Origin of the sequence: Banduia mediterranea (genome assembly GCF_031846245.1) — a bacterium.
In the GTDB taxonomy this organism is placed as follows: Bacteria; Pseudomonadota; Gammaproteobacteria; order Nevskiales; family Nevskiaceae; genus Banduia; species Banduia mediterranea.
Genome location: NZ_JAVRIC010000002.1, coordinates 228,007 through 243,229, shown reverse-complemented (window position 1 = coordinate 243,229; position 15,223 = coordinate 228,007). Strand labels below are relative to the sequence as shown.

19 protein-coding genes are annotated in these 15,223 nt (G+C 65.6%); 10 read left to right on the top strand and 9 right to left on the bottom strand.

All coding sequences use genetic code 11. The features are described from left to right. Together RM530_RS02610 and RM530_RS02605 are read left to right on the top strand one after the other, a co-directional pair. Positions 1-232 (top strand): esterase/lipase family protein (locus RM530_RS02610; RefSeq protein WP_311363648.1); only part of this gene is annotated, 232 nt, incomplete at its 5' end. A gap of 39 nt (positions 233-271) precedes the next feature. Then, a complete protein-coding gene (locus RM530_RS02605; protein WP_311363647.1) occupies positions 272-589 on the top strand; it encodes a hypothetical protein in 318 nt (105 codons plus the stop codon). Between the two features lie 197 nt (positions 590-786). Here RM530_RS02605 and RM530_RS02600 read toward each other — a convergent pair whose 3' ends face one another. Continuing rightward, positions 787-1,611: a hypothetical protein gene (locus RM530_RS02600; RefSeq protein ID WP_311363646.1), complete on the bottom strand. Its 825-nt coding sequence runs from the start codon at positions 1,609-1,611 to the stop codon at positions 787-789. Positions 1,612-1,724: 113 nt separating this feature from the next. Here RM530_RS02600 and wrbA point away from each other — a divergent pair, with 113 nt between their 5' ends. Then, positions 1,725-2,318 (top strand): NAD(P)H:quinone oxidoreductase, encoded by a 594-nt coding sequence (gene wrbA, locus RM530_RS02595; protein ID WP_311363645.1) that lies wholly within the window; start codon positions 1,725-1,727, stop codon positions 2,316-2,318. Further along, complete coding sequence (locus RM530_RS02590; protein WP_311363644.1) at positions 2,315-2,656, top strand: hypothetical protein; 342 nt, start codon at positions 2,315-2,317, stop codon at positions 2,654-2,656. The genes wrbA and RM530_RS02590 overlap by 4 nt, the downstream gene beginning before the upstream one ends. Here the strand turns inward: RM530_RS02590 and RM530_RS02585 are convergent. From RM530_RS02585 to RM530_RS02575, 3 genes are read right to left on the bottom strand one after another with little or no spacing between them, the layout of a single operon-like run. Beyond that, positions 2,601-3,287: an HdaA/DnaA family protein gene (locus RM530_RS02585; protein ID WP_311363643.1), complete on the bottom strand. Its 687-nt coding sequence runs from the start codon at positions 3,285-3,287 to the stop codon at positions 2,601-2,603. The two genes, RM530_RS02590 and RM530_RS02585, sit on opposite strands and share 56 nt — an antisense overlap. Beyond that, complete coding sequence (locus RM530_RS02580; protein ID WP_311363642.1) at positions 3,284-4,432, bottom strand: AI-2E family transporter; 1,149 nt, start codon at positions 4,430-4,432, stop codon at positions 3,284-3,286. Before RM530_RS02580 ends, RM530_RS02585 begins: the two co-directional genes overlap by 4 nt. Before the next feature lie 24 nt (positions 4,433-4,456). Next, on the bottom strand, positions 4,457-5,119 hold the full coding sequence (locus RM530_RS02575; protein ID WP_311363641.1) for a DUF8605 domain-containing protein: 663 nt from the start codon (positions 5,117-5,119) through the stop codon (positions 4,457-4,459). A 69-nt stretch (positions 5,120-5,188) separates the two neighbouring features. On the opposite strand from RM530_RS02575, the gene purM reads away from it, so the two are divergent. From purM to RM530_RS02560, 3 genes are read left to right on the top strand one after another with little or no spacing between them, the layout of a single operon-like run. Then, entirely contained in the window at positions 5,189-6,235 is a 1,047-nt protein-coding gene (purM, locus tag RM530_RS02570) for a phosphoribosylformylglycinamidine cyclo-ligase (protein WP_311363640.1), read from the top strand. Next, a complete protein-coding gene (purN, locus tag RM530_RS02565) occupies positions 6,232-6,891 on the top strand; it encodes a phosphoribosylglycinamide formyltransferase (RefSeq protein WP_311363639.1) in 660 nt (219 codons plus the stop codon). The genes purM and purN overlap by 4 nt, the downstream gene beginning before the upstream one ends. Then, positions 6,888-7,628 carry a DUF3108 domain-containing protein gene (locus tag RM530_RS02560; RefSeq protein ID WP_311363638.1) on the top strand — a complete coding sequence of 247 codons (741 nt, stop codon included), beginning with the start codon at positions 6,888-6,890 and terminating at the stop codon, positions 7,626-7,628. Before purN ends, RM530_RS02560 begins: the two co-directional genes overlap by 4 nt. Positions 7,629-7,787: 159 nt before the next feature. Here RM530_RS02560 and RM530_RS02555 read toward each other — a convergent pair whose 3' ends face one another. Together RM530_RS02555 and RM530_RS02550 are read right to left on the bottom strand one after the other, a co-directional pair. Further along, the gene (locus RM530_RS02555; protein WP_311363637.1) at positions 7,788-8,687 is read right to left on the bottom strand and encodes a DUF4922 domain-containing protein; all 900 of its coding nucleotides are present in this window, start codon (positions 8,685-8,687) and stop codon (positions 7,788-7,790) included. Further along, entirely contained in the window at positions 8,659-9,708 is a 1,050-nt protein-coding gene (locus RM530_RS02550; protein WP_311363636.1) for a hydrolase, read from the bottom strand. Before RM530_RS02550 ends, RM530_RS02555 begins: the two co-directional genes overlap by 29 nt. 358 nt (positions 9,709-10,066) lie before the next feature. Between RM530_RS02550 and RM530_RS02545 the strand changes: the two genes are divergently transcribed. The 3 genes from RM530_RS02545 to RM530_RS02535 all read left to right on the top strand — a co-directional run bounded on the left by RM530_RS02545 (position 10,067) and on the right by RM530_RS02535 (position 13,115). Beyond that, positions 10,067-11,350: a sulfotransferase family protein gene (locus tag RM530_RS02545; RefSeq protein ID WP_311363635.1), complete on the top strand. Its 1,284-nt coding sequence runs from the start codon at positions 10,067-10,069 to the stop codon at positions 11,348-11,350. A 63-nt stretch (positions 11,351-11,413) separates the two neighbouring features. Beyond that, a complete protein-coding gene (locus tag RM530_RS02540; RefSeq protein WP_311363634.1) occupies positions 11,414-11,707 on the top strand; it encodes a hypothetical protein in 294 nt (97 codons plus the stop codon). 49 nt (positions 11,708-11,756) lie between these two features. Further along, positions 11,757-13,115 (top strand): MBL fold metallo-hydrolase, encoded by a 1,359-nt coding sequence (locus RM530_RS02535; RefSeq protein WP_311363633.1) that lies wholly within the window; start codon positions 11,757-11,759, stop codon positions 13,113-13,115. A gap of 19 nt (positions 13,116-13,134) precedes the next feature. On the opposite strand, the gene RM530_RS02530 is transcribed toward RM530_RS02535, so the two are convergent. The 3 genes from RM530_RS02530 to RM530_RS02520 form a co-directional block, all read right to left on the bottom strand. Beyond that, a complete protein-coding gene (locus RM530_RS02530; RefSeq protein WP_311363632.1) occupies positions 13,135-13,455 on the bottom strand; it encodes a DUF3862 domain-containing protein in 321 nt (106 codons plus the stop codon). A gap of 243 nt (positions 13,456-13,698) precedes the next feature. Next, positions 13,699-14,160 carry a flavodoxin family protein gene (locus RM530_RS02525; RefSeq protein ID WP_311363631.1) on the bottom strand — a complete coding sequence of 154 codons (462 nt, stop codon included), beginning with the start codon at positions 14,158-14,160 and terminating at the stop codon, positions 13,699-13,701. 48 nt (positions 14,161-14,208) lie between these two features. Further along, the gene (locus RM530_RS02520; protein ID WP_311363630.1) at positions 14,209-15,102 is read right to left on the bottom strand and encodes a recombination-associated protein RdgC; all 894 of its coding nucleotides are present in this window, start codon (positions 15,100-15,102) and stop codon (positions 14,209-14,211) included. Positions 15,103-15,223 lie beyond the last annotated feature (121 nt).

Below are 15,223 nucleotides of genomic sequence, written 5' to 3'. Positions count from 1 at the left end.
ACCCCTGGATTGCAGCGTGCTGTACCTGCGCTACAACAGCGGCCGCCATGTCTCGGAGAACGGTCGAGAACTGGCCCGGCTCCTGGAAGTCCTGGTTGCGCAATGGCCCAGTCCGCTGCGCGAGATCGATCTGATCGGTCATAGCATGGGCGGCCTGCTCTGCTGTCGCGCAGTGCCTGTCACTACGCGCAGGGCTGGTCCATGGTCTGGCGCGGTCTGCTGCGCCGCCTGATCTGTCTCGGTACGCCGCATCTGGGAGCGCCGCTGGAGCGTGGCGGTCACGGTCTGCACAGCGAGCGTGCTCGCCGCAGTGCCGTATGCCGCGCCGTTCGCGCGCCTGGGCCGCCTGCGCAGTGCCGGCATCACCGACCTGCGCGAAGGCAATGTGCGTGACGAGGACTGGCAGGGCTTCGACCGCTTTTCCAATGGTCTGGGTCCACCCGAGATGACGCCTTTGCCGGACGACGTGGCCAGCTACGCGTTGGCGGCGACGAGCGCGCGGCAGATCAGTGGCGAATCCTCGGTTCGGCTCGGTCGCGATCGGAGACGGTCTGGCGCCGGTCAACAGCGCACTGGGCCGACACCCTGAACGACGCCGTGCCTTGCGCTTTGCACGGAGTCATCGCGTGGTGATCGACCGGACCAAGGACATGGATCTGCTCGGCTCCGCCCGGGTCTGCGAGCAGATGCTGCGCTGGTTGCACAGCGAAGCCGCGACACGCGGGGTTCGAAAGGTGCCATCGCCCGGATTCCGCTGCGCTCTATCCGGGCTACTTGGCTATGAGGCTACGGCGACTCCGGCGCCACCACCTGAATCTCGCCGATGAAGACCTCGCCCGGGGTGTGGTCACGTGCGTAGTCGATGGCGCCGACGACTTCGTCGATCGTGGGATTGGTGCGGATGCGCAGCAGCTTGCCGGCTCCCAGGTCTTCCGGGGACTTCATGGTTTCCCGGTTGGCATCGAAGATCAATGGCCAAAGCTGAGAATTGCCGTAAATCTCCTTGCGCCCCGAGATTTGCCACAGTGTTTCGCCACTGCGCACGCGGTAGGCGCGCGCCGCGATCTCGAGTTCTTCCTTGAGTCCGCCGGCCAGTTCATAGGCGGTGCGGCCGTCGTCGCGCACGATCGCGTTCTCGATGTATTGCACGCGGCTCAACTGCAGATTGTCGAGCCCGGTGTGCGTGTAGATCTGGTCCAGCTCGGCGCGCGCCAGCGCGGTGTAGTAATCGTTCACCGCGAGGTCGGCGCGGCGCTTGGTCCGGCGCGCGTAGTGCAGCGTGAGTGCATCGTCGCCGCGCGCGGCGGCGTCTTCGGTCAGGCGCAGCAGTCCGTCCGCTTCGTTCCAGCCGGGGTGGCGCGTCTGCGCCTCGGCCACGCGTAGGCGCGCCTCGATCAATGCTGCCTGCGGGCGCGCGCCCAGCGTCGGCGGAATCGCCGTGGCGGCGGGGCGTGGTGGCGTACGGTTTGGCCCTGCGGTTGGCGGGAGGGACGGCAGCGGTGTGGGCGCTTCGCGGTGCGGCGGCGGTCCCCGGCGCGCGGGGCCCGGTGTGCTGCAGGCCGCGCACAGCAGAGCCAGTGCCAGTGGCGCGAGAATTCGTGGCGTGGTCATCGGGTCGTGAATATCGCGGAGCGCATGCCGGAAGTGTAGCCGAACACCGCTTGTGATCAGTGATTCGCAAGTTGGTCCAAGCGTCAGACGAGGCCGCTGGTTAAACTTCGCCGATGACAGAAATCCTGGTGCTCTATTACTCCCGGCATGGCGCGGTGGCGGCCATGGCGCGTCACATCGCGCGCGGCGTCGATTCGGTGAGCGGCTGTGCCGCGCGCCTGCGCACGGTGCCGCCGGTATCCGCGCAAAGCGAGGCGACGCTGCCGGAGATTCCCGACGAGGGACCGCCCTACGCCATGCCGCAGGACCTGGAACAGTGCGCCGGTCTGCTGCTGGGCAGTCCGACGCGCTTCGGCAACATGGCGGCGCCGATGAAGTACTTCATCGATTCGACCTCCGGCCTGTGGATGTCCGGCAGTCTGATCGACAAGCCGGCGGCGGTGTTCACGTCCACCGGCACGATGCACGGTGGGCAGGAGAGCACGCTGCTGAGCATGATGCTGCCGCTGCTGCACCACGGCATGGTCTTGCTGGGGCAGCCCTATAACGAACCGAGACTGTCATCGACGCGTACCGGCGGCACGCCGTACGGAGCCAGCCATGTCGCTGGCGTGGGCGCGCCGCGCCCGCTTGACGAGGACGAGGCGTTGCTGTGCGAGGCCCTGGGCCGGCGCGTGGCGACCACCGCGCTGAGGCTGGCGCGATGAGTGCCCCGAAGCGCCTGAGCCTGTACGCATGGTGGTTGGCGATGCTGGCGCAGCTGGGCTTGATGTTCGGTGCCGCCATCGGCCTGCCCGGCGGCTGGCTGATGGCGCTGGTGCTGGCCCTGCCGATGCCGTGGATGCTGCGCCGCTCGCGCTACGCGCATGCTGCCAACAGCCTGCTGATCGTGGTGGTGCTCGGTGCGCTGATGGTGTTTCTGGACCAGCCGGTGGCGCGCGCGCTGGCCTACGTCGGCGCGCTGGCGTTCACCGGCAGCGTGCTGTTCGTCAAGTGGAATGCGGTCGAACGTCGCGCAGAGCTTGGCGTACGAAGGGGATCGTGAGGCGGCGCTGTGCCTGCAGCGAAGCCAGGTCCAGTTCGTCCAGTACCTGGATCAGGCTGCCGCTGTCGCGCGGCAACTGCGTCAGCAGCCAGTGTGCGACCTCGGGCGGCAAAGACAGGCCTCGGCCCTGCGCGCGCTGGATCAGCAGCTGCTGACGAGCCGCATCGTCCAGTGGTGCCAGCGGATAGACCTCGGCCTGTGTCAGCCGGGTCTTGAGGTCGGGCGGAATTGCGTCGAGGTTCGCGGGTCGATCGCGGGCGGCGATGACCGTGATGCGTGCCGCCGCGCGGCGCGTATCCAGCACCCGCAGCAGCACGAGACTGTGTTCGGGGCGTAGCCGTTCGAGTTCGTCGACTGCCAGCAGGTCCGCATCGACATAGGCGGCCAGCAATGCGCCGTCGACGTCGTCCAGCGGTGCGTAGGCTACGTCGCGGTCGCGCGCCTGCCATTGACGCAGCGCGGCCTGCAGCAGATGCGATTTTCCGGAGCCGGGGCCGCCGATCAGCAGCACATCGCCGCGCGGTTCGGAGACGGCGGCCACTGCGGCCCGATTGGGACCGGGCACGAAGTTCTCGAAGCTGGCGTTGTCCGGCAGCCGCATCGACAACGGCAGCTGCATACTGCCGATCACGGTGCGGCGCTGTCCGTGTCGCGACGCGGCGCGTCGTCGCCAGGCGCCTCAGGCATGGGGTCGCCATCGGTGCCGCCATGATACCAGGACGAGACCAGCCAGCGCTGTTTGGTATGCCGCAGCACCACGGCCACCGCTGCCGCCACCGGTAGTGCCAGCAGAATGCCAATGAAGCCGAACAGCTGGCCACCGGCCATCACCGCGAAGATCACGGCGACCGGGTGCAGGCCGATCCGATCGCCGACCAGCAGCGGCGTGTAGACCATGCTTTCGAGCATCTGACCGACGCCGAACACCAGCGCGACCCACAGCAGCGGCAGCGGCGCCTGGGTCTGAACGAACATCATCGCCAGTCCCAGCAGAATGCCGGTGGCGGCGCCGAGGTAGGGCACGAAACTGACGAGGCCGGCGATCGTGCCGACCAGCAATGCCAGATCGAGGCCAACCGCCCACAGGCCGAGGGTGTAGGTCACCGACAGCGCCAGCATCACCAGCAGCTGGCCGCGCAGGAAGGCGCCGAGCACGCTGTCGGTATCGCGCGCGAGTTGTGTCGCGGTGGGCAGCCAGCGACGCGGGATGATGTCGGCGATCCAGGCCACCAGATCATCCCAGTCGCGCAGCAGATAGAAGGTGACGATCGGCACCATCAAGAGGTTCACCGCGAACGCGATCAGCGCGCCGGAGGACTGGGAAATGCGGCCCCATAACTGCTGGACGAGGCCGCCGGCTTCGCGCCAGTGTTCGCGCACGATGTCCCGCAGACCGTTGGCATCGAGCTGCAGGTCCGGCGGCAGGGTGATGCCGAGGTGCGGCAGCGCGGTGTCCTGAATCCAGCGCAGCGTTTCCGGCAGATTCTGCAGCATCTGCACCAGCTGCTTTTGCAGCATCGGCACGAACAGCAGCAGCCCGATCAGCGACAGACCGACGATCACCACGAAGACGACGCACACGCCCAGCGTGCGCGAAAGGCCAATCTTCTGCAGGCGGTCGACCAGCGGGTCGCCGATGTACGAAAGACCGGCGCCGAGCACGAACGGCATCATGATCGGAGACAGCAGATACAGCAGCACGCCGAACAGCAGCAGCCCCACCAGCCAGGGCCAACCGTGGGGCAGCAATGCACTTTGGCGGGGTGGGGAATTCATCGAGTGACTGTCGGGGTGTCGGGCTCAGCGCGCCAGCGCGTACTGGGCCGGCGTGTGGGCGTCGCCATAGCGTTGCTGCCGCAGCAGGCCGCCGGTGGGCAGCGCCAGCTCCAGCGCGCTCGGGCCGCCCACGACCTGCAACTTGAAGCGCAGCACGTCGCCATAGCCGGCGGTCGGGGCCGCAGACCTCACGCTGCCGAGTCTGCGCAGGTGCGTGGCGACGCGCTGATAGTCCGCGAGGTCATCGATACCGCTGACTTCGATTTCGATGGCCTCGGTCTGGCGCTGCGTGATCATGCCGGCCCGGGCCAGGGCGCTGCGCACGGCGTTGCCGTCGAAACGCGCACGCAGCAGGGTCTGCGGCGGCGTGCGCGCGGCATCGACCTCGAACGAGTAACTGAGCACGTACTGGCGGGCCTGCGACATCAGCTGTTCGCCCTCGTAGGTGCCGGCGGCGCCGTAGCCGGCCTGTCGTTCGATCACCGATTGCATGGCGCTGCGCAGCGCCGAGGCCAATGCGGCGTCGCTCTGGTCCGGTGCCGGAATCAGCGCCTCGTAGGGTCCGAGCTGCGGATCGATCTGTGCGCCGGCCCCCAGGCTGGAGCCCGGATCGGCGGAAGAATCGAACTGTGCCAGCAGCGGAGCTGGGGCCGTGGCGAGAGCCACGACGAGCAAAAGAGGGCGCATCGGCATCCAAAGGGCCATAGGGCAGGCGTTTGAACCTACAATATTACACCGCATCGAATTGCCCTCCTCATGAATTCCAAGCCTCCGCTGAGCTATCGCGACGCCGGTGTCGACATTGACGCAGGCGACGCGCTGGTCGATGACATCAAGTCCATCGTCAAACCGACGATGCGCCCCGAGGTCATGGGTGGCATCGGCGGCTTCGGAGCGCTGATGCGCATTCCGGGCAAGTACCGCAAGCCGGTGCTGGTGTCCGGCACCGATGGCGTCGGCACCAAGCTGCGCCTCGGCATCGACAGCGGTCGGGTCGAAGGCCTGGGCGTCGACCTGGTGGCGATGTGCGTCAACGACGTGCTGGTCTCCGGTGCCGAACCGCTGTTCTTTCTCGACTACTACGCCACCGGCAAGCTCGACCGCGCGGTCGCCACCAGCGTGGTGCGCGGCATCGCGGAGGGCTGCCGTCAGGCCGGCGCCGCCTTGGTTGGCGGCGAAACCGCGGAAATGCCGGGCATGTACTCGGACGGCGATTTCGACCTGGCGGGGTTCTGCGTCGCCGTGGTCGAGGAAGAGGCGATCATCGATGGCTCCAAGGTTGCGCCGGGCGACGTGCTGATCGCCCTGCCGTCCTCCGGGCCACATTCCAACGGCTATTCGCTGATCCGCAAGATTCTGGAGCGCGGTGGCCACGGGCTGGATACACCGCTGGGCGCGGCGAGCCTCGGCGACGCGCTGTTGGCGCCCACCCGAATCTACGTCCAGCCGGTGCTGGAACTGCTGGAAACGCAGACCGTGCACGCGATGGCGCACATCACCGGCGGCGGTCTCAGCGAGAATCTGCCGCGTGTGTTTCCGGATGGCTGCGGCGCGGCGATCGACACCGCGAGCTGGCAGTGGCCGGAGCTGTTCTCCTGGCTGCAGCAGGAAGGCAATGTCGCGGTCGAGGAGATGTACCGCACCTTCAATTGCGGTGTCGGCTTCGTGCTGGTGGTGCCGCCGCAGGGGCTTGAGGCCACGCTGGAGCACTTCATGCGGCGCGGTCTGGCGCCCTGGGTCATCGGGCAGATCATTGCGCGCCCGCAGCAGGATGTCGTCTACAGCGAATCCGGCGCACAGTGAAGCGGGTCGTTGTTCTGGTGTCCGGCAGCGGCCGCAATCTCCAGGCCCTGCTGGACCACGCCGCGGCCGGCACGCTGCAGGCGTCCATCGTCGGCGTGCTGTCCAACCGGGCGGATGCCTACGCCCTGGAGCGGGCCCGCCTGGCGAAGGTTCCGGCGATCTGCCTGCCGCACCAGAACTACCCCGAGCGCGCCGATTTCGACCGCGCACTGGCCGATGCGGTGTCCGCGCTGGCACCGGACATCGTGCTCATGGCCGGGTTCATGCGTGTGCTCGGCGATGCCTTCCTAGAGCGTTTCGCGGGTCGCATGCTGAACATTCATCCGTCCCTGCTGCCGCGTCACCCCGGTCTGCGCACCCATGACCGGGTTCTGGAAGCGGGCGATTCCGAACATGGTGCGACCGTGCATTTCGTGACGCCGGAGCTGGACGGCGGGCCTCGCATAATTCAGGGGAAGTTCAGGGTTCCGGCCCAACATACCGCCGCGATGCTGGCCGAAAAGCTCATGACTGAAATCGAGCTGCGCATCTATCCGCAAGCCGTGGCGTGGTTCGCGCGCGGTGAACTTGGACTCGAGGCGGGGCGAGTGAAATTTCGTGGGGTTCCGCTCGACGCGCCGCTGAGTCTTCAGGATCTTGAGGATCCCTTTCGATGAAGCGTCTACTTCTTCCCCTTCTGCCGATCCTGCTAGCGCTGGGATTGCCTTTGAGCGCGTCGGCTACAACTCTGCCGGAGTTCAAGGCGGTGTACGCCGCCGAATGGAAAGGCATCAAGCTCGGCGAGATCGTGATCCGCCTCACGCGCGAGCAGGCTGAGTGCTATCGCTACGAATCCGAGGCCAAGCCGGTGGCCCTGGTCCGCATGTTCTATGGCAAGCCGCAGGAAATCAGTCGTTTCTGCCTGGTCGACGGCGCGGTCGAGCCGCGCCAGTTCGTCTACGAAGCCGGCAAGGACAGCTTTCAGCTTGACTTCAACTGGAACGTCCACAAGGTGTTCGGGGGTGAGGGCGAACGCGATCTGCCGGAAGACGCGCAGGATCGGCTCGGCATGCATCAGGCCGTGCGTCTGTGGGTGATCCAGCATGTCGACGATCCGCCCGAGGAGCCTTACGCCTTCACCGTGGTCCAGGACCACAAGATGGACAAGTACCAGCTTGTGCTACGTGGAAAGGAAACTGTCGAGGTGCCGAACGGCACCTTTGATGCGGTGCGTCTGGAGCGTGTCGATCGCAAGGACCGCATCGCGCGGTTCTGGCTGGCCGAATCGCGCGAGTACATGCCGGTGAAAGTCGAAACCGGCAAGGATGGCGACGTGGAGCTGAAGATGTCACTGCGCGAGTTCAAGATGATCGAGCGCGAGCCTTCGGACACAGCTTCAGACGACGCCGGCTAGGAGCACGGGCGGTAGGAACCGGGCAGGCGAGGCAAGGGTCTTTCGAGTCAGGTTGGATGGCGCTTTTGGCGGTGACCATTGGCCCAGAATCGGCGCCGAAGAGGGGGAAGCCGCGTTTCTACCCCCGCCACGCTCCTAGGACGCCAGGACAGGTTCCGATCAGGCTGAAGGAGCGCGCGCGAACGTCACCGCTTCGAGCAGCGCCGCCAGGCCGGCCTGCTTCACCGCACTGATCCACTCGTACCGGGCGACGAAGATCGAGCCCGTGAAGCTCAGCGCGTTCAGTGAAATCCGGATGTCGGCGTGTCGCCAGCACTCGGCGGTGCGCGGTACCACGAGCAGCCAGTCACGTGTCGCCAGCAGATTGTAGGGCGGCATGCGTGCCTGATCCGGAAACAGACTGCAGCGGGCGCAGGCAGCCGTGTAAGCCTCCCGCAGTTGCGTGCGGGCGGATTCGACGCTGCCGAAGGCAGTACGATCCAGTGCGACGAAGGCGTGGACAAAATCGAAGGCCTCCAGTGTCTGCACGCCCGCTTGTCCGCGGGCGGAGGCGAACAGGCCCGCCAGCGGAATCGGCGCGTCCGCCACCAGTTGCAGGTGTTTGTGCGTTTGGCTGGCGCCGGCCGTGGTGCCGCCGTTGTAGAAGGCCAGTCCATCGAGCTGCACCATGCCGGTCGCCAGTGCGCAAAAATCGGCATCGTCCAGGACCGCGGTCTGCTCGGCAAACTCACGGGTCACGATCAAGGTATGACGCGGCACCACCGGAAACTTGTTGAGCAGCATCACGTGGGTGTGGGCAAGATCGGCCACGTGGAGTTCAGATTCGTACGGCAGGAACGGATTGCGCGGCGTCTCGTCTTGTTGCGCTTGCTGATCGGCTTGCTTGTGCCGCAGGGCCGAGGCCCAGTGCACGACGTAGGGTAGCGCGCCGCCCACGGCTACGCTGCGCGTTTCCAATGCTTGCAGAGCGCCGCTGGCCGAGGCTTGCGCCACGGTGCGGTCGATCGCGCCGAGCAGATCCGGAACGTGCTCAGGCGACGGCACGCGATGCACCTTCATGTTCGACGCGTTGCCGTTGCAGATATTCCGCGAAATGCCGCTCCAGCCACATCCGTGGTCGTCCCCGCGGTCCCGCTTCGACGAAGCCGACATGGCCGCCGTGCGTGCTGAGCTGCAGCGTCACGAACGGCGACAGCGCTTCGGCGCGCGGGATGATCTCGCGGACCATCATCGGATCGTCCTGCGCGTGGACGATCAGGGTAGGGCGGCGGATCGCCTGCAGATAGGGGCCGCAGGCTGCACGCGCGTAGTAGTCGTGAGCGTCGGCAAAACCATTGAGCGGCGCGGTGAAGCCATCGTCGAAGGTGAAGAAGTCCGGCGCGCTCAGCACCGCATCGAGGTCGATGGCCGACAGGTCGACCCGACTCGCCTTGTGCCGGATCATCCGCCGCAGCGCGCCCAGCAGATGCGATTGATAGATTCTGGCGACGCCGTGCCGCAGACGTTCCGCGCATTCGTAAAGGCTGAACGGCACGCTGGCCGCAGCCGCGAAATCGACCGGTGCCTGATCGCCTTCCTCACCGAGCGCCTTGAGCACCACGTTGCCGCCCAGCGACCAACCGACCGTGGCGACGATGCCTTCAGGTTCGCGGCGCCGCAGCAGATGCCAGAGATGGCGCAGGTCGGCGCTGTCGCCGTGGTGGTAGCAGCGCGCCAGGCGGTTCGGTGATTCGCCGCCGCCGCGCAGCTGGAGTGCGCAGATGCGCCAGCCCAGGTCGATCAGTTGCAGCGCCAGGCCGCGCAGGTATTTGGATTCGAAGCCACCGGTCAGGCCATGCACCAGCACCGCGGTCGGCGCACCGGTTTGCTCGGTTCCGGCCCAAGCCAGATCGACGAAATCGCCGTCATCGAGTTCCAGACGCTCGCGCCGCAAGTCCAGCGGCGGCCTTGGCCGCAGCAAGGCCGGCAGCATGGTCTGCAAATGGGGATTGCGCAGCAGCGGATGCGCCCGGAAGCCGGAATTCTGGATGCGGCCATGCGTGGCGGCGGCGGGCTGGCGTAGCGGTGTGGCGGACGGCATGCGGCCATTAGAGCAGAGCCGGCGGTCCGTTTGCGAGTGTGAAATGGCGCAAGGTCGGGACCGCGCACCGCGCCGAATCCTTGTGGAATAGGCCTGCAATCATTACCCGGTATCCGCATGAAAGCTCAGACCTTTGATCGCTATGCCCAGCGTATCGACGCTCCGATCACACTCCTGGCCCTGACGGCGGTTGCGGAGTGTGATGCTTCTCGGAATCCTCATCTACGGTTTGTAGACTCCGCAGGATGCAGCGACATGGTTGCCTGCATGCTTATTGCATTCAATCCAGAACAATGGAGGTTGTCTTGCCGACACTTCGGCCGAATGTTTCGATGTTCCAATCAAGAGGATATGCAGGATGAGCGAGGGCAACGGGCCTCTGTTGGGACTGGCACGCAAGCTTCCCGGCCTGTCGTCACTGCTCGACGCCGACGCGCCGGGACCGCTGCCGATCCGCATGCTCAATGCTGCGGGCCACCGTCTCGGCAACAGCTGGATCGGCCTGGACCCGGACGACATGGTGGCGCGCGCCGAGCGTTCCACGCGCCTGTCCGATTGGGGTGAGGACAAGTTCCGGGACGCGCTGGACCGCCTGCTGGAGTCGGCACGCAGCGAGGCCAGGCTCAATGCCATGGGCCGGCTGATGATCCGCAACTACGTGGGCCGCATCCTCGAAAACCGGCTCAAGGTGGAGCGTGATCTCAAGGCGCATCCCTCGATCCTGTCCGAACAAATCCGCCGGCCGGTGTTCATCGTCGGTTTGCCGCGTACCGGTTCCACGCTGTTGCAGCGCCTGCTGGCGCGCGATCCGGCGGTGCGTTCGCTGCAGACATGGGAGACGATGTATCCGTCACCGCCGCCCGAGCCCAGCACCTACGACTGCGACCCGCGCATTCCCCTGACCGACAAGCGACTCAAGATGCTGGACTGGCTGGCGCCGGGATTCGCTGCCGCGCACGAACTGATCGCGGGCGAGCCCGAAGAATGTGTCGGACTCCTGCAGACCTCGCTCAAGTCCTATTGCTTCGATCTGTTTGGTGATTTCGCAAGCTACCGAAGCTGGCTCGACGCGGACGATCAGCGCGCCACCTACGCCTATTACCGCAAGATCCTGCAACTGTTGCAGTGGGGCTACCCCAAGGACCATTGGGTGCTGAAGTCGCCGTTCCACCTGTGGGGTCTGGACGCCTTGCTCGAAACTTTTCCGGACGCGATCATCGTCCAGACCCATCGCGAGCCAGTGCAGGTCGTGCCATCGCTGTGCAGCCTGCTCAGCGTCACGCACCGTCTGTGCAGCGATTCGGCGCAGCCCGAAGCGATGGGGCCGGTCTGGCTGGAGCGTCTGGCGGCGGCGATGGAGACAGTGATGAATGCGCGTGAACGCGTCGGCGAGGATCGCTTCGTCGACATTTCGTATCGACGTCTTGCCGCCAATCCGGTCAAGGTGGCCAGCGAATTGAACGACCGTTGCGGATTCGCCCTGTCGTCCACCGCCGTGACCGCGATGCGTGCCTGGCTGGGTTCGAACCAGCAGCACAAGCGCGGCGTGCATCACTACACGCTGGAGAGCTTCGGTCTGGACGCCAGGCGCGTCAACCAGGCATTCGCAGGCTACCGGAAACGCTTCGCCGACTATCTGTAGCCGCAGCATCTTCGATTCCGGCGCTACCATGAGCTGACAGTGCACTTCAGGAAGCGGCATCGAATGACTCAACGGCACACATTTCGGCAGGCGCTGGCCGTCGCGCTGCTGGTGCTGCTCGCGGCGTGCAGCAAGCTCACGGCGGCCAATTACGACCGGGTCGAAACCGGCATGTCGCCGCAGCAGGTCCACGATATTCTCGGCGCGCCCGATGAAGTCGGCGGCGGCACCTTGGCCAATTTCGAGGTGCGCAACGAGGTCTGGCGCGGGCACGGCCAGGAAATCCAGATCTCGTTTCTCAACGGCAAGGTGATGCGCAAGTGGATCGGCAAGCCGGATTCCGCCGCCTCGCCCTGACGGCTCGGCAGCGTCTGGCACGATGCGCGATAATGCGCGGATGAGCGAGATGATTCGAGATTCCGTGATCGCGGTGCCGACTTGTGGCGGCGACCTCTACGTCTGCCGCCGCCAGCCCGGCCTGCTCGCATTTCCCGGCTACCACAGCTTTCCCGGCGGCAAGGTCGATGCCGATGAATCCGAGGCCCCGTTCGGACATCCCTTGCTCGATGCGCACCCGCCACGCCTGATGCGCGCCCTGGTCCGCGAGTTCGAGGAGGAAGTCGGCTACAACATCGAGGCCGCCGCGCACGCCGGCAATCTGCGTTCGCTGGACCTCATCGGCGATTCGGTGACGCCGCCGCAGGGCAACCGCCAGCGCTTTCATGCGCATTTCTTTCGCATGGACTTCGTGGAACGGCCGAGGTTGACGGCCGACGCTTCCGAACTTGCCGAAGGCATGTGGAATCGGTTCGAGCACTGGTATCAGCAGGACCTTCGCGGGGGAATCATCTGTGTGGCGCCAACGCGCTACATCCTGCAATGGCTGGCCGAAGCGTCGGCCGACGGCAAGGCGCTCACATTCAATCTGCGGGCGACGGACGGCGATGATCTGCGCCTGTTCGAGATGGTGCGCGGCCTGCGTCTGATCGCCGTGCCTTCGCACACCCTGCCGCCCGCCGACGAGACCAATGCCTTCCTGCTGGGCGACGACGACGCCCACCGCGTGCTGGTCGACCCGTCACCGCGCGACGAGGATGCGGCCGAGCGTCTGCGCCGGACCGTCGATCGCGCGGGCGCTCTGCACGAAATCTTCATCACGCATCACCATCCGGACCATCGGGAACGCGCGAACCGCCTCGCCCACGAATGGAATGTGCCGCTGAGCATGAGCGCGCGCACCCGTGAGCTGATCGAAAAGCGCAGTGGCGCACAGTGGTTCGACGGTGTGCCGGAGGTACGCATCCGCGAAGACGGGGAGGTGCTGACGCATTCGCTGGGCGAGCCGGTACGCATGATCGCCGTGCCCGGACACGACGCCGGCCAGATGGCGTTGATGCCGGATTCGCGCGCGTGGTGCATCGTCGGCGATCTGATTCAGGGCGTCGGCACCGTGGTGGTCGGCGGCGAGGAAGGCGACATGCAGCTGTACTTCGAATCGCTGCAGCGCATCATCGACCTCGACCCGGCGGCCATCGTGCCGTCGCACGGCACCGTCATGGGCACCACGTTCCGTTTGCAGGAAACGCTAAATCATCGGCGCTTGCGTGAGGAGCAGGTTCTCGGGCTGCATCGTCAAGGCCTGGGGCTGGACGACATGCTCGAACGCATGTACCAGGGCACGCCAGCGGTCTTGCTGCCGCTGGCGCGGATCAACATCGAAAGCCATCTCAGCAAGCTGGATCGGGAAGGGCGCCTGTCGGTTTGAAGGCGGACGTGTGTGCGTCTCAGTGTGCGCTTGTATCCATGCCGTCGGAGTCGTCGTCTGCGCTGGCTTCCGGGTTCCCACGGTCCTTGATGGCCTTGGAGACCAGGGTGTCTCCCGCGAAGTGCGCGGTGATCTCGCGGTCGCCCGATGTCCAGGTTTCACTGCTGGTTCCCAGATTGCCGATGCTGGTTCCTTCCACGGACTCCGGTTTGCCGAGCACGGCATGGACTTCATCGCGGGTCATGCCGGCTTCGATCCGCTCGTAGTTGTCCGGTGTTGCCTTGCTGCAGGCGGCAACGAGACTGGCGGCGAACAGGCCTGCCAGAAGCGTTCTATTCATGGATGTCACTCCGGGTACTGGTGCGGGCGCCATGACGGCGATTTCCTTGTTGTTTCGACACAGCGCTTGCGCTGGCTTGAACGAATGCGCGTGCCTCGCCAATCTAGGCCGGGCCGATGAATTGCTACTGAACGTTCGGTGTGGTTTCACCGAGCCATCCCCGCCCCGGAGGCACTCTGCTCCCGTCATTCCGGACAAGCCGACGGCTTGATCCGGAATTTACGGCGCCACCATCGCGTGCGCTCAGAAGGCGCCGTAGGCGATACCGGCTGCGAGTGTCTGCCCCAGTTCACGGCAGCGCCCGAGCATGGCTTCATCGGGATCGCCCACGCAGATCAGGGCTTGCGCCACCGCCTTCCATTTGTAGCCGACGGCGATGCGTTCGATCGCGCTGACGGCGCCAAGGCCATCATTGCCGGCGCTCACGAAAATCGCGTAGGGCAGGGCATCCACCTTGTCCTGTGCCGGGTAGTAGGTGCGATCCATGAAGTCCTTGACTGAGCCGCTCATGTAGCCGAACTTCTCGGGCGTGCCGATCAGCAGGCCGTCGGCCCACAGCAGATCGTCGATATCCGCCAGCAGTGCCGGCTTTTCGCGTAGCTCGACCTCGTCGGCGAACTCGCTGATGCCGTCGCGCACGGCCTCGAGCATGCGGAAGTTGCGGCCGCCCGGCTGGCCTCCGTAAATCAATAACAAGTGCTTCATCGGGCCGATGATAACGCAGGCCCGATGATCCTCCGACTCCGTTGTTGCCTACTTGCTGCCGCCGAACGCCACAAACAGATCGTTGAGCAGTTGCGAAAGCTCGCCCGTCATGACGGCGAAGTCGGCTTCGAACTGCTGATCCGCGTCGAGTTCATTGTCGGCTTCCGCCGTTTCATCGACTTCCAGAAAGGCCACCCGCTTGAGCTGCAGCTTCTCGTCCACCACCAGGCTCAGCCGGTCCCGCCACTGCAGGCCGAGCCTGGAAACGCTCATGCCTTCCTTGAGGTGGCGCTGAATCTGTTCGCTGTCCAGCGAATGGCGCAGGTACCGCACCACAGACTTTTCGTTGTCGGTGGTCGTCAGTTCACATTCGTCACCGAGCGCGAACGGCTGCGGTGCGCGGCCTGCCTCCAGCCACTGTGTCAGCGTGGAGCGCGGGGAAGGATCGACGTAGGGCGGCACCACGGCCAGGTGGCCCAGCGCGTCGCGCAGCTGCTCGATCACGATCTCGGCGCGCGCCAGTGACGAGGCGTCGACCACGATGCGTTTGTTGCCTGTATCCACCCAGGCGTGCACCTTGCGTCGCCGGGCGAAGGCACGCGGCAGCAGTTCCACCGTGGCGCGTTCCTTGAAGTCGCGCATCTGTTTGCGGCCCGGCTTGAAGCCGCGCGCAGCCTCGAATTCCTCGGCCTTTTCCTTGGCAACGTCGTTGATCACCGAACTCGGCAGCAGCTTCTGTTCGTGACCGAGCGTGATCAGAAAATGCTTCTCCTGATGTTCCACCAATGCGCCGTTGTCGCGCGGGCTGAGCCAGCCCAGGCTTTCCAGCGCCATCGCCGCGCAGGGCTGCAGCGGGTGCTTGGCGAGCCGTTCCTCCAGCTGTGCGGGCGGCAGCGTCCATTCATCTTCAAGGTCGAACAGGGTGAGATTCTTGAACCACATCGGCAGGGCATCCAGGCGGGGGCGGCAAATCGCAAAGGGCCGCGATCTTAACGAAAGATCGCCGGGCCGGCATCCCGCGATCCCGATCATGGCTTGCGCACATGCGCTTACATCTTGATGC

Coding starts and splice junctions, on each gene's coding strand:
- RM530_RS02600 (WP_311363646.1), bottom strand. CDS start 1,611: ATGACCACGCCACGAATTCTCGCGCCACTGGCACTGGCTCTGCTGTGC.
- wrbA (WP_311363645.1), top strand. CDS start 1,725: ATGACAGAAATCCTGGTGCTCTATTACTCCCGGCATGGCGCGGTGGCG.
- RM530_RS02590 (WP_311363644.1), top strand. CDS start 2,315: ATGAGTGCCCCGAAGCGCCTGAGCCTGTACGCATGGTGGTTGGCGATG.
- RM530_RS02580 (WP_311363642.1), bottom strand. CDS start 4,432: ATGAATTCCCCACCCCGCCAAAGTGCATTGCTGCCCCACGGTTGGCCC.
- RM530_RS02575 (WP_311363641.1), bottom strand. CDS start 5,119: ATGCGCCCTCTTTTGCTCGTCGTGGCTCTCGCCACGGCCCCAGCTCCG.
- purM (WP_311363640.1), top strand. CDS start 5,189: ATGAATTCCAAGCCTCCGCTGAGCTATCGCGACGCCGGTGTCGACATT.
- RM530_RS02560 (WP_311363638.1), top strand. CDS start 6,888: ATGAAGCGTCTACTTCTTCCCCTTCTGCCGATCCTGCTAGCGCTGGGA.
- RM530_RS02555 (WP_311363637.1), bottom strand. CDS start 8,687: ATGAAGGTGCATCGCGTGCCGTCGCCTGAGCACGTTCCGGATCTGCTC.
- RM530_RS02550 (WP_311363636.1), bottom strand. CDS start 9,708: ATGCCGTCCGCCACACCGCTACGCCAGCCCGCCGCCGCCACGCATGGC.
- RM530_RS02545 (WP_311363635.1), top strand. CDS start 10,067: ATGAGCGAGGGCAACGGGCCTCTGTTGGGACTGGCACGCAAGCTTCCC.
- RM530_RS02540 (WP_311363634.1), top strand. CDS start 11,414: ATGACTCAACGGCACACATTTCGGCAGGCGCTGGCCGTCGCGCTGCTG.
- RM530_RS02535 (WP_311363633.1), top strand. CDS start 11,757: ATGATTCGAGATTCCGTGATCGCGGTGCCGACTTGTGGCGGCGACCTC.
- RM530_RS02530 (WP_311363632.1), bottom strand. CDS start 13,455: ATGAATAGAACGCTTCTGGCAGGCCTGTTCGCCGCCAGTCTCGTTGCC.
- RM530_RS02525 (WP_311363631.1), bottom strand. CDS start 14,160: ATGAAGCACTTGTTATTGATTTACGGAGGCCAGCCGGGCGGCCGCAAC.
- RM530_RS02520 (WP_311363630.1), bottom strand. CDS start 15,102: ATGTGGTTCAAGAATCTCACCCTGTTCGACCTTGAAGATGAATGGACG.